Origin of the sequence: Mycolicibacterium pallens, assembly GCF_019456675.1 — a bacterium.
In the GTDB taxonomy this organism is placed as follows: Bacteria; Actinomycetota; Actinomycetes; order Mycobacteriales; family Mycobacteriaceae; genus Mycobacterium; species Mycobacterium crocinum.
Map to the genome: position 1 here is coordinate 3,732,630 of NZ_CP080333.1, position 12,198 is coordinate 3,744,827.

The following is a 12,198-nucleotide window of genomic DNA, read 5'->3' on the forward strand; positions in this document are numbered from 1 at the left end:
CTCCGACAGGATGTCAGCGTCGAACGACGGCCGTCGCCGTGAGCCGGTCCTGGAAGCCGCGCCCGTCGGCGTCGGTGAACAGACCGGGGATCACCAGGGCCAGCAACAGCCCCCGTCCGATCGCCCGACCGCTTCCTACGTGCTGGCGGTTGTCCACCGGAATCACCATCAACCCGAGCGCGTACTGCCCCGGGGTGAACCCGAACAGCCGTACCGACAGCACGCCGAGCACGAACCAGGTCCCCAATACCGCGGTCGACAGCACAGAAACACTGATGAAACCCAGCGTCATCCCCAGCGCCGCGAGGCCGTACGCGATCAGCCAGTCGATCAGCAGAGCCAGGAACCGCCGGCCCATCCGCGCCAGCGAACGCGGCCCGGATTCGGGCAGGCCGAGCGTCCGGCCAGGCCAGTCGGCATCGTCACCCGGCTTCACCGGTTCCGGTCCGGACAGCCAGGATCCGATTTCACGCGCCATGAACCCAGGATATGCGGGCGGTCGGCAACCCCCCGTGCAGCACCGAAGGTCCTCATGCGTAACGTCGGCGCAACATGCGCTTGACGACCGTGCAACACAAGATCCATACCGTCAGCCGCGGGTTAAGAATCCACCGAAGGAGTAGTAAGTGGCAGAAAAGAACGCTGACGACCTTTTCAAGCTGATCAAGGACGAGAACGTCGAGTACGTCGACATCCGGTTCTGCGATCTGCCCGGCGTGGTCCAGCACTTCTCCATTCCCGCCTCGGCGTTCGACGAGAGCGTGTTCGAGGACGGTCTGGCGTTCGACGGCTCGTCCGTCCGCGGTTTCCAGTCGATCCACGAGTCCGACATGCTGCTGCTGCCGGACCCCGTCACGGCCCGCATCGACCCGTTCCGCGCCGCCAAGACGCTGAACCTCAACTTCTTCGTGCACGACCCGTTCACCCGCGAGGCCTACTCCCGCGATCCCCGCAACGTGGCCCGCAAGGCGGAGAACTACCTCATCAGCACCGGCATCGCCGACACCGCCTACTTCGGTGCCGAGGCCGAGTTCTACATCTTCGACTCGGTGAGCTTCGACTCGAAGATCAACGGCACCTTCTACGAGGTCGACTCCGAGTCGGGCTGGTGGAACTCCGGTGAGCCGTTTGAGGCCGACGGCTCGGCCAACCGTGGTTACAAGGTGCGCCCCAAGGGCGGCTACTTCCCGGTGGCGCCGTACGACCACTACGTCGACCTGCGCGACGACATCACCACCAACCTGCAGAACGCCGGCTTCACGATCGAGCGCGGCCACCACGAGGTGGGCACCGCCGGCCAGGCCGAGATCAACTACAAGTTCAACACGCTGCTGCACGCGGCCGACGACGTGCTGCTGTTCAAGTACATCGTCAAGAACACCGCGTGGGCGGCCGGCAAGACCGTCACGTTCATGCCGAAGCCGCTCTTCGGTGACAACGGCTCGGGCATGCACGTGCACCAGTCGCTGTGGAAGGACGGCAAGCCGCTGTTCCACGACGAGTCGGGCTACGCCGGCCTGTCGGACATCGCGCGCCACTACATCGGCGGCATCCTGCACCACGCGCCGTCGCTGCTGGCGTTCACCAACCCCACGGTGAACTCCTACAAGCGTCTGGTGCCGGGCTACGAGGCTCCGATCAACCTGGTCTACAGCCAGCGCAACCGCTCGGCCGCCGTGCGTATCCCGATCACCGGCAACAACCCGAAGGCCAAGCGCCTCGAGTTCCGCGCGCCGGACAGCTCGGGCAACCCGTACCTGGCATTCGCGGCCATGATGATGGCCGGCCTGGACGGCATCAAGAAGAAGATCGAGCCGCAGACGCCGGTGGACAAGGATCTCTACGAGCTCCCGCCGGAGGAGGCCGCCAACATCCCGCAGGCGCCGACGTCCCTGTCGGCCGTGATCGACCGTCTCGAGGCCGATCACGAATACCTCACCGAGGGTGGCGTTTTCACGACCGACCTGATCGAGACGTGGATCTCCTACAAGCGTGAGAACGAGATCATGCCTGTCCAGATCCGTCCTCACCCCTACGAGTTCGCGCTGTACTACGACGTGTAGGTCGACGTTGGCAAAGGGCCGGTAGCGTTCGCGCTGCCGGCTCTTTGGCGTTCAGCTGTGAAATTCCTGTCCGTCTGCGCGTAGGGTTGGGGCACATGACGACCAATCTGGACGCGCGGCTGGCAAACCACTCTTCGACCCTCTTGAGCATTTTCCGAATCGTGTTCGGACTGGCGTACACGATCCACGGTTCCCAGAAGCTGTTCAATTGGCCGGTCCCGGCGCCCGGCCCCCTCTCCGTGGGCGACTGGCCGATGTGGTGGGCCGGCCTGATCGAATTCGTTGCGGGACTTCTGATCACGGTCGGGCTGTTCACCCGGATAGCGGCGTTCATCGCGTCAGGCGAGATGGCCGTGGCGTATTTCTGGATGCACTGGCCGCCGCTCGAGGGACCCAAAGGTAGCTTCTGGCCGTTGGCCAACAACGGCGAGCCGGCACTGCTGTACTGCTTCGGCTTCCTGGCCATCGCGGGGCTCGGCGCAGGCAGCCTCTCCGTCGACGCGCGACGCCGCGGCCGCGTCGGAGCCGGTGGAGTGACCGGCTACTCGACCGGACAACCCGTCCGGCGGCGCGGCCTGTTGAGCAGATTCCGCCGCCCGCGCTACTGAGCGACCGCCAACGTATCGTTTAGCCATGACGCAGAGACTTGACGCTCGCATCGACCGTTACCAGCCCGCCGTCCTCAGCGTGTTCCGGATTTTCTTCGGACTGCTGTTCCTGTTCGAAGGCCTGTCGAAGTTCTTCAATTGGCCCGCAAGCTATTCGGTGCCGACCGGTTCGTGGCCGGTCTGGTATGCCGGAATTTTGGAGTTGATCCTCGGCACGTTGATCACCGTCGGCCTGTTCACCCGGATCGCCGCATTCATCGCCTCCGGCGAGATGGCCGTCGCGTACTTCACCCAGCACTTCGGGCAGAACCCGAAAGGCGCACCCGGCGGCGGCTTCTGGCCCGTCGTGAACGGCGGCGAACTGGCCGTCGCGCTGTGCTTCGGATTCCTGCTGCTGGTCTTCACCGGCGGCGGCGCCTATGCGGTGGATGCCATCCGCGGCCGCCGCTAGGCGTCCAGCGCCAAATCCTTGCGGAAGCGCCGCATCCCGTCGATCTTGTCCGCCAGCGAGGCGTCGGGTCCGGAGTAGAACATCCACGGCATCGTCACGATGCCGGTGATGCCCGCCGCCGCAGCGCGCTCATAGTGCGGGATCGTGAATGCGTCGGTCAACGGTGTCAGGATCTCGTAACCGTCCATGCTCAACCCGTTTTCGGCGCGCAACTCACGCAGCTTGTCCACTCGGAGGATGGCCTGGTCGAGACTGATGAGGTCACCGATCCAACCGTCGAGGCGAGCGGCTCGGCGCAGCGCGATATCCGACAGTCCCCCGCTGTAGATCGGGATGTGCGGCGGCGTGGGCATCATCTCCAGCCGCGGAGTCTTGTAGAACTCGCCGTCGAACTCCGTCCACCCGGGCTGCCACAGCGCCCGCATGAGTTCGATCATCTCGTCGGTGCGCTTGCCCCGCTTGGCGAACTGTTGGCCCATCAACGTGAACTCTTCTTCGCACCAGCCGACGCCGATACCGAGTTCGACGCGACCGTCGGCCAGGTATGCCGCGGTGCCAATGGATTTGGCGGCCGAATACGGATCCCGCATGCCCGGGATGTACACCGTCGTGACGAACTTGATCTGTTCGGTGGCCTGCGCGAGCGATCCGACCAGAACCCACGGGTCGGGCCAGTCGGTGAACGGCTGCCACCGTCGTTCGCCGTTCTTGGTGTAGGGGTATGGCGTGGCCAGGGTTTCCAGGTTCACCACGTGGTCGGGGATGCCGAGCCCTTCGTATCCCAGGTCGTCGGCGGCCTTCGCGATCTCGACGATCTCGCGGGTCTCCAGAAACGCAACGCTCACATAGAATTTCATCCTGCGTCCCGCGCCCATGCCGGCATGATGAAAACCCCTTCTGCTTCCACGGTCGGTCCCTGTGCGTCGGCGAGAAACCCGCGCGCGTAGGTCTTGTAGCCTTCGGTGCGTTCATGCCACGCCTCGCCTCGCAGCGGGCCCAGCGGGGTGCCGCGCAGATACTTCAGCGTGATCGTGCCGGTGAACTTCGGCTTGCTGAGCTGACTGGTGGCGGCTTCGCCGAGGAGCTGGTCGAGCAGCAACGCGCAGATGCCGCCATGCACCAACCCGGGCGGCCCCTCGTACACCGGCCCAAGAGTGAACTCCGTCCAGCACCGGCCGTCTTCGTGATGGGTGATCATCGGCGGTGCGAGCGGATTGTGCCGTCCCACAGCGGGATTGCGCCACACCACCGGCAGGCCGGACTCCTCATGCCGCAACACCCGCGGCCGATCGGTGGGCGTGCGCTCGAGGATTTCGCTGACCTCGTCGATGGTCTGGCGCGCCCGCTGGATGGTTTCGGCGTCAGCCCCGCTGTGCAGGCTGGCGTCGATCAGCCTGCGCACCGCCTCCGCCAGCGGTTCGTGCAACGCCCTGACCCGGTCATGCTCGTCGGCGCTGATCACGCCAAACTCAAAATCCATCCCCTGACCCTTAACTTCCGAAAACCTTGAGCACTACGGCTTTTGCCCGCCGCGTCACCCGCAGGTAGTTGTCCAGAAACTCTCCGCCGTCGTCGTTGTGCCAGCCCGCGGCCACCGCCACCGCGTTGAGCTGCCGCCCGGGGCCGGGCAGCTGGTCGGTCGGCTTGCCCCGCACCAGCACCAGCGCATTACGGGCGCTGGTCGCGGTCAGCCACGCCTGCCGGAGCAGGTCGACATCGTCTTCGGCGAGCAGTTCGGCGGCGCCGATCGCATCCAGCGTCTCCAGGGTCGAGGTGTTGTGCAGCGCGGGAACCTCATGAGCGTGCCGCAATTGCAGCAGCTGCACAGTCCACTCGACGTCGGCCAGGCCGCCACGCCCGAGCTTGGTGTGGGTGTTGGGGTCGGCGCCGCGCGGCAGCCGTTCGGCGTCCACCCGCGCCTTGACCCGCCGGATCTCCTGCACCGCTTCGGCCGACACACCACCCGCCGGGTAGCGCGTCTTGTCCGCCATCAGCACGAAGCGAAGCCCCAGATCCAAATCACCGGCCACCGGGTGTGCGCGCAGCAGCGCCTGGATCTCCCACGGCTGCGCCCACTGCGCGTAGTAGGCCTCATACGAGGACAGGGTGCGCACCAACGGGCCTTGTCGGCCCTCCGGCCGCAGGTTGGCGTCGACCTCCAAAGGCGGGTCGGCACTGGGTGTTCCGAGCAGCGTGCGCACCTGTTCGGCGATCAGCACCGACCACTTCACGGCGCGCGACTCCTCCACGCCGGGATTCGGCTCGCAGACGAACATGACGTCGGCGTCCGAACCGTAGCCCAGCTCCTTGCCGCCGAGCCGGCCCATCCCGATGACCGCAATCTTGGCAGACACCACACCGTCGGCAGGGGTGTTCGCCCGGATGACCGCATCGAGTGCGGACTGCAGCACCGCCACCCAGACCGACGTCAAAGCTGCGCAGACGTCCCGGACTTCGAGCATGCCGAGCAGATCCGCCGACGCCACCCGCGCCAGTTCCCGGCGGCGCAGAGTACGGGCGGCAGCGATCGCGCGCATCGGATCGGTGTGCCGGGCGCTCGACGCGATCAGCGCCCGGCCGACGGCTTCGGGTTCGACGTCGCACAGTTTGGGACCGGACGGACCGTCGGCGTACTGCTGAATCACCTCTGGCGCGCGCATCAACAGTTCCGGCACGTACGCCGACGTCCCCAGCACCCGCATCAGACGTTTGGCGACCGCACTCTCGTCGCGCAAAGTGGACAGATACCAACGATGTTCGGCCAACGCCTCGCTGATCCGTCGATAGGCCAGCAGCCCGCGGTCCGGGTCGGGCGTATCCGAGAGCCAGTCGAGCAGGCGTGGCAGCAGCACCGACTGTACCCGGCCGCGCCGGCCGCTCTGGTTGACCAGGGCGCTCAGGTGCGTCAACGCGGTCTGCGGGCCTTCGTAACCCAATGCGGCCAATTGCCGCTCGGCCGCCGCCGGCGGCAGTCCTGCCGCGAGACCTTCGACCGACGGGCCGACCGACTCCAGCAGCGGTTGGTAGAACAGCTTGGCGTGCAACCGCGACACTCGCACGTTCTGACGCTTGAGCTCTTCGCGCAACACACCCAGCGCGTCGTGGGTGCCGTCGGGGCGCATGTGCGCCGCGCGGGCCAGCCAGCGCAGCGCCTCCTCGTCCTCCGGCGGAGGCAGAGTGTGAGTTCGCTTGAGCCGCTGCAACTGCAGGCGGTGCTCGAGCAGCCGCAGGAATTCATACGACGCGGTCAGGTTGGCGGCATCGTCGCGTCCGACGTAACCGCCGTCGGCCAACGCCGCGAGAGCGGGAACTGTCGACGCGACGTGGAGCGAATCGTCGGTGCGGCCGTGCACCAATTGCAAGAGCTGGACCGCGAATTCGACGTCGCGCAGGCCGCCGGTACCCAGCTTGATCTCACGGTCGCGGAGGTCGGCGGGTACCAGTGCCTCCACCCGTCGGCGCATGGCCTGCACCTCGGGCACGAAATCCTCACGCTCGCAGGCACTCCACACCATCGGCATGAGCGCCGCCATGTACTGCCGCCCCAGCTCCGGGTCGCCGACGGCGGGCCTGGCTTTGAGCAGCGCCTGGAACTCCCAGGTCTTGGCCCACCGCTGGTAGTAGGCGACGTGCGAGTCGAGGGTCCGCACCAGGGCGCCCTGCTTGCCCTCCGGGCGCAGCCCGGCGTCGACCTCGAAGAAGGTGTCCGACGCCAGCCGGATCATCTCCCCGGCCACGCGGGTGGTCACCGAGTCGGCATCCTCGCCGACAAAGATGACGTCGACGTCGCTGACGTAGTTCAGTTCGCGTGCACCGCATTTGCCCATCGCGATGACCGCCAGCCGGGGCGGCTGCGCGTCGTCTTTGCAGACCGTCGCGCTCGCGACTCGCAGCGCCGCGCCCAGCGCGGCGTCGGCGATATCGGAGAGATGTTCACCGATCGTGGAGAACGCGGGCACCGGCTCGTTCTCCACCGTCGAGGCGGTGTCGAGGGCGGCCAGGACCAGCAATCGGTCGCGATACAGGATGCGCAACTGGGGCATGACGATCATTGGGTCAGTGCCGAATTCAGCGATGCAGGCATCGAACAACCGGCCCAGTTCGGCAGCGTCGGGCAGCGTGACATCCCCTTCGAGGAGATGCCACGAACCCGGGTTGGCCACCAGATGATCGCCCAGCGCGAGCGACGAGCCGATCACCGCGAACAGGCGCCCGCGCAGTCCGCGATCCTTGAGCAGCGCGGAATTCAGCTGCGGCCAGTCGCCGCCCAGCGCATCAGCCAGCCGCACCATCGTCTGCAGGGCCGAGTCGGCATCGGGCGCACGCGAGAGCGACCACAGCAATTCGACGTGCTCGTCGGTGTCCCAGCCCAGCGTTTTCAGGTCGGCAGGTGCCGTCGGCTCGACCAAACCGAGCCGACCCACGCCGGGTACGCGCGGGCGCTGCGTCGCTGGTTTGGCCACCTGCACGACGTTATCGCACGGATAGACCAACTAAAGAGACAGATAAGCCTTCAACTCGTACGGCGTGACGTTGCTGCGGTACTCCTCCCACTCCGCGCGCTTGTTGCGCAGGAAGTAGTCGAAGACGTGCTCGCCCAGCGCCTCGGCGACCAGTTCGGAGTTCTCCATCTCCGACAGCGCGATGCCCAGGCTGGACGGCAGCTCGCGATAGCCCATCGCGCGGCGCTCCTCGGAGGTCAGCGTCCACACGTTGTCCTCGGCCTGCGGGCCGAGCACGTAGTTCTTCTCGATACCGCGCAGCCCGGCCGCCAACAGCACGGCGAACGTGAGGTACGGGTTGCAGGCAGAGTCGGGGCTGCGCACCTCGATGCGGCGCGAGGACGCCTTGCTCGGGGTGTACATCGGCACCCGCACCAACGCCGAGCGGTTGGCCGCACCCCACGATGCCGCCGTCGGGGCCTCGCCGCCGTGCACCAGCCGCTTGTAGGAATTCACCCACTGGTTGGTGACCGCGCTGATCTCACTGGCGTGCTCGAGAATGCCTGCGATGAACGACTTCGCGACATCAGAGAGCTGCAGCGGATCGTCCGGGCTGTGGAAGGCGTTGGTCTCACCCTCGAACAGGCTCATGTGGGTGTGCATCGCCGAACCGGGATATTCGGCGAACGGCTTGGGCATGAACGACGCCCGCACTCCCTCGCCGAGGGCCACCTCTTTGATGAGGTAGCGGAACGTCATCACGTTGTCGGCCATGGAAAGCGCGTCCGCGTAACGGAGATCGATCTCCTGCTGACCGGGTGCGCCCTCGTGATGGCTGAATTCGACCGAGATGCCCATCTGCTCCAGAGCGTCGATGGCATGACGGCGGAAGTTCGGTGCCGAATCGTGCACGGCCTGGTCGAAGTAGCCGCCGTTGTCAGCGGGCACCGGGACCGAGCCGTCGTAGGGACCGGGTTCGAGTAGGAAGAACTCGATCTCCGGGTGCACGTAGCAGGAGAACCCGAGATCGCTGGCTTTCGCGAGCTGACGGCGCAGCACGTGCCGGCTGTCGGCCCACGACGGCGAGCCGTCGGGCATCGTGATGTCGCAGAACATCCGGGCCGAGTGGTGCTGGCCCGAACTCGTCGTCCACGGCAGCACCTGGAACGTGGACGGGTCAGGGCGTGCGACGGTGTCGGATTCGAAGACCCGCGCGAAGCCCTCGATCGACGACCCGTCGAACCCGATGCCCTCTTCGAAGGCGCCTTCCAGCTCGGCGGGTGCGATCGCGACCGACTTCAGGAACCCGAGCACGTCGGTGAACCACAGCCGGACGAACCGAATATCCCGTTCCTCCAGCGTGCGCAGCACAAATTCCTTCTGGCGGTCCATGAATGCGAGCGTATGCAGCGGGTGTTAATTCCGTGTTACGGCGCTGCTGCGGCTCGTCATCAGCACTGCAGGTTGCCCGGCACGATCTGGTCGACGAAGTACTTCACGATCGCCGAGTCCACGCACTCGTCGCCGTTGAACACCGCCGTGTGCTGAGTGCCGTCGAACGTGATCAGTGGCGCGTTGAGTTGACGGGCCAGGTTGACCCCCGCCTCATACGGGGTGGCCGGGTCGTGCGTCGTGGAGACGACGACGACGCTACCGAGCGGAGCGGGCACCGCCTGGTGGGGTTGCGAGGTCGGCGGCACGGGCCAGAACGCACACATGTCGCGCGGCGCCAGCCCGGTGAACTGACCGTAGGACTGGAACGGCGCCAGCTCTCGGGTGCGCCGGTCGATGTCGGCCCACGTCGCCGGGTCGGTGGGAGTGGGGCCGTCGACGCAGCGGACCGCGTTGAAGGCGTCCTGCCCATTGCTGTAGTGGCCGTAGGGGTCGCGGCCCTCGTACTCGTCGGCCAGCATCAACAGGTCACCGGCGTCGGTCTTGCGTTGCAAGCCGAGCAGGCCGCTGGTCAGGAACTTCCAATACTGCGGTGTGTACAGCGCATTGAATGTGCCGGTGATCGCGTCCTGATAACCCAGGCCGCGCGGGTCGGATGTCGGGCCCGGCTTGGTCACCAGCGGATCGACCAGCTGGTGGTACCGGTCGACCCAATGCGCCGGGTCGGTGCCCAGCGGGCAGCCCGCTGACTTCGCGCAGTCGGCGGCGTAGTCGTTGAACGCCACCTGAAAGCCGGTCATCTGCTGGATGATCGAGTCGACGGTGTTCTCCGCAGGGTCGATCGCTCCGTCGAGCACCATCGTGCGAACGCGGTCCGGAAACTTCTCCAGATACGCGGTGCCCAGTTCGGTGCCGTAACTGAAACCGAGGTAGTTGATCTTGTCGTCGCCGAGCACCCGGCGGACGACGTCCATATCCTTTGCGGCCGAATCGGTTCCGACTCCGGCCAGGAATGCGGCACCCATCTTGTCCGTGCATTCTTTGACGTAGTCGCGATTGATCTTCTCGATCGCGGCCACCCCGGCCGGGCTGTAGTCCACCATCGGGTTACGCCGCCACGCGTCGAACTCGGCATCGGTTCGGCAGCGCACCGACGGCGTCGAGTAGCCGACCCCGCGCGGGTCGAACCCGACGATGTCGAAGTGTTCGGCGATCGGGCTGCCGGCCAACGCGAACGCCATTCCGGCGGCCGAGTCCACCGCCGAGGCGCCGGGGCCACCGGGGTTGACGAACAGCGCGCCGATCCGCTGACCGCTAGCCGGAACCTTGATGACGGCCAACTGTGCTTGCGGCCCAGTGGGATCCGCGTCGCTGATCGGAACGGGCACGGCCGTGCACTGCGCGGCCGGGATGTCATGGGCGTTATCGCCCAGGAAGCGTTGGCAATTGCCCCACGTCACCTGTGGCGCCGTCGTCTGGCCGGCTCCGGGGTTCGGGGCGGCGGCAGCAGACGGCGCCATGACACCGGCCGCCAGCGAAACGCAGAGTGAACCCAGAAACACAGCCGAGCCAGGCCGACTCGAGCGTCCCATGGCAGTAATCGTCGCATGGCCGCGTACTCGGTATGACGGCGAGCCGGTCACACTCCGATCTCAGATGCTCGTCGCCAGGGGATATTTCGCGTCAGCACGTGGCGCCGGGCGGGGGCAGCTTCAGGTCGACCAGGTACGCGGCGGCGTAGTTGTCCACGCAGGTGTTCCCTTGGAACACGACCGTGTGCTGCGTTCCCTTGAACGTCAGCAGCGCCCCACCGAGCTGCTTGGCCAGGTCCACGCCCGCCTGATACGGCGTCGCCGGATCGTTGGTGGTGGACACCACCAGCACCGGCGGCAGCCCGGACACCTTGACCTCGTGCGGGGTGCTGGTCGGCGGCACCGGCCAGAAGGCGCACGTGCTCAGCGGCGCATGCCCGGTGAAGTCGCCGTAGCTCATGAAGGGCGCGACCTCGCGCATCTTCTTGTCTTCGGCGATCACCTTGTCGCGGTCGGTGATCGGCGGCTGGTCCACGCAGTTGACCGCGATCCGGGCGTCGGTCGCGTTGGTGTAGTGGCCTTTTGCGTCACGGCGCATGTACATGTCGGCCAACGCCAGCATGGTGTCGCCGCGGCCGTTGGTCATCTCGGTCAGCCCCTGCGTGAGGTGCCGCCACAGATTCGGCGAATAGAGCGCCATGATCGTGCCGATGATCGCGTCGCTGTAACCCAGCCCGCGCGGATCGGAGGTCGGCAGCGGCTTGTCGACGAGCGGGTCGACCAGACTGCGGTAGACGTCGACAGCCTTGTCGGCGTCATTGCCCAACGGGCAGCCCGGGTCTTTCACGCAGTCGGCGGCGTAGTCGTTGAACGCCTGCTGGAACGCTGCGGCCTGATCGATGTCGGCCTGGATCGGATCGGCGTTCGGGTCAACGGCGCCGTCGAGGATCATCGCGCGCACCTTGTCCGGGAAGGCCTCGGCGTAGGCCGAGCCGATCCGGGTGCCGTAGGAGTAGCCGAGGTAGGTGAGCTTGTCGTCGCCGACCGCGACGCGCAGCGCATCGAGATCCTTGGCGACGTTGGCGGTGCCGACGTTCTCCAGGAAGTCCTTGCCCATCTTGTCGACACAGCGCTGGACGAACGCCTTCGTCTCGCCCTCGATGTGCTCGATGCCCTTGGGGCTGTAGTCGACCTGCGGGTCGGCCCGGATGCGGTCGTTGTCGGCGTCGGAGTTGCACCACAGCGCCGGAGTGGAGGCGCCGACACCGCGCGGGTCGAAGCCGACGAAATCGAAGCTCTGCCGCACGTTGCTCGGCAGGTTCTCCACGATGCTGGAGGCGGCCTCGATGCCGGACTCGCCGGGGCCGCCGGGGTTGATGATCAGCGAGCCGACCTTCTGACCGGTCGCCGGGAAGCGGATCAGTGCCAGCGTCGCGGCAGGACCGTCCGGCTTGCTGTAGTCGACGGGAACCGCGATCTTGCCGCATTCTGCGCCGGCCGGGATCGGCAGCGAGTTGCCACCCCCGCCGCCGGCCGTCCGGCACGGGCCCCACTGCACCGGCTGGCCGACTTGCGGTCCCGCCAGCACGGCCGTCCCCGTCACGGTCGAGCTGCAGCCGGAACTCACGACGAGAGCGGCCACGGCGGGAAGCACCAGGGCGGTGCGGACGGCGCGCGGTCGGCGGACGAAACTCATGGCAAACATGCTGC

The 12,198-nt window shown here is 66.6% G+C and carries 10 protein-coding genes; 3 read left to right on the forward strand and 7 right to left on the reverse strand.

Features of this window, described 5'->3' with window-relative positions; all coding sequences use genetic code 11:
- Positions 1-13: 13 nt before the first annotated feature.
- Positions 14-478 (reverse strand): RDD family protein, encoded by a 465-nt coding sequence (locus tag K0O64_RS18320; protein WP_071943500.1) that lies wholly within the window; start codon positions 476-478, stop codon positions 14-16.
- Between the two features lie 148 nt (positions 479-626).
- On the opposite strand from K0O64_RS18320, the gene glnA (K0O64_RS18325) reads away from it, so the two are divergent.
- From glnA (K0O64_RS18325) to K0O64_RS18335, 3 genes are all read left to right on the forward strand, one after another.
- On the forward strand, positions 627-2,063 hold the full coding sequence (gene glnA, locus K0O64_RS18325; RefSeq protein WP_071943498.1) for a type I glutamate--ammonia ligase: 1,437 nt from the start codon (positions 627-629) through the stop codon (positions 2,061-2,063).
- 95 nt (positions 2,064-2,158) lie between these two features.
- Positions 2,159-2,671 (forward strand): DoxX family protein, encoded by a 513-nt coding sequence (locus K0O64_RS18330; protein WP_071943496.1) that lies wholly within the window; start codon positions 2,159-2,161, stop codon positions 2,669-2,671.
- A 25-nt stretch (positions 2,672-2,696) separates the two neighbouring features.
- On the forward strand, positions 2,697-3,122 hold the full coding sequence (locus tag K0O64_RS18335) for a DoxX family protein (protein ID WP_071943494.1): 426 nt from the start codon (positions 2,697-2,699) through the stop codon (positions 3,120-3,122).
- Here K0O64_RS18335 and K0O64_RS18340 read toward each other — a convergent pair.
- The 6 genes from K0O64_RS18340 to K0O64_RS18365 all read right to left on the reverse strand — a co-directional run bounded on the left by K0O64_RS18340 (position 3,119) and on the right by K0O64_RS18365 (position 12,184).
- Positions 3,119-3,979, reverse strand: a complete 861-nt coding sequence (locus K0O64_RS18340; protein WP_071949735.1) for a TIGR03619 family F420-dependent LLM class oxidoreductase — start codon at positions 3,977-3,979, stop codon at positions 3,119-3,121. The genes K0O64_RS18335 and K0O64_RS18340 overlap by 4 nt on opposite strands.
- Positions 3,976-4,602 (reverse strand): PaaI family thioesterase, encoded by a 627-nt coding sequence (locus K0O64_RS18345; RefSeq protein ID WP_071943492.1) that lies wholly within the window; start codon positions 4,600-4,602, stop codon positions 3,976-3,978. Before K0O64_RS18345 ends, K0O64_RS18340 begins: the two co-directional genes overlap by 4 nt.
- A 10-nt stretch (positions 4,603-4,612) precedes the next feature.
- Positions 4,613-7,585: a bifunctional [glutamine synthetase] adenylyltransferase/[glutamine synthetase]-adenylyl-L-tyrosine phosphorylase gene (locus K0O64_RS18350; RefSeq protein ID WP_071949734.1), complete on the reverse strand. Its 2,973-nt coding sequence runs from the start codon at positions 7,583-7,585 to the stop codon at positions 4,613-4,615.
- A 30-nt stretch (positions 7,586-7,615) separates the two neighbouring features.
- Positions 7,616-8,956: a type I glutamate--ammonia ligase gene (gene glnA / locus K0O64_RS18355; RefSeq protein ID WP_071943490.1), complete on the reverse strand. Its 1,341-nt coding sequence runs from the start codon at positions 8,954-8,956 to the stop codon at positions 7,616-7,618.
- A gap of 59 nt (positions 8,957-9,015) precedes the next feature.
- The gene (locus K0O64_RS18360; protein WP_071943488.1) at positions 9,016-10,548 is read right to left on the reverse strand and encodes an alpha/beta hydrolase; all 1,533 of its coding nucleotides are present in this window, start codon (positions 10,546-10,548) and stop codon (positions 9,016-9,018) included.
- Between the two features lie 91 nt (positions 10,549-10,639).
- Positions 10,640-12,184 carry an alpha/beta hydrolase gene (locus tag K0O64_RS18365; protein ID WP_071943486.1) on the reverse strand — a complete coding sequence of 515 codons (1,545 nt, stop codon included), beginning with the start codon at positions 12,182-12,184 and terminating at the stop codon, positions 10,640-10,642.
- Between the last annotated feature and the right edge of the window lie 14 nt (positions 12,185-12,198).

Coding starts and splice junctions, on each gene's coding strand:
- K0O64_RS18320 (WP_071943500.1), bottom strand. CDS start 478: ATGGCGCGTGAAATCGGATCCTGGCTGTCCGGACCGGAACCGGTGAAG.
- K0O64_RS18330 (WP_071943496.1), top strand. CDS start 2,159: ATGACGACCAATCTGGACGCGCGGCTGGCAAACCACTCTTCGACCCTC.
- K0O64_RS18335 (WP_071943494.1), top strand. CDS start 2,697: ATGACGCAGAGACTTGACGCTCGCATCGACCGTTACCAGCCCGCCGTC.
- K0O64_RS18340 (WP_071949735.1), bottom strand. CDS start 3,979: ATGAAATTCTATGTGAGCGTTGCGTTTCTGGAGACCCGCGAGATCGTC.
- K0O64_RS18345 (WP_071943492.1), bottom strand. CDS start 4,602: ATGGATTTTGAGTTTGGCGTGATCAGCGCCGACGAGCATGACCGGGTC.
- glnA (WP_071943490.1), bottom strand. CDS start 8,956: ATGGACCGCCAGAAGGAATTTGTGCTGCGCACGCTGGAGGAACGGGAT.
- K0O64_RS18360 (WP_071943488.1), bottom strand. CDS start 10,548: ATGGGACGCTCGAGTCGGCCTGGCTCGGCTGTGTTTCTGGGTTCACTC.
- K0O64_RS18365 (WP_071943486.1), bottom strand. CDS start 12,184: ATGAGTTTCGTCCGCCGACCGCGCGCCGTCCGCACCGCCCTGGTGCTT.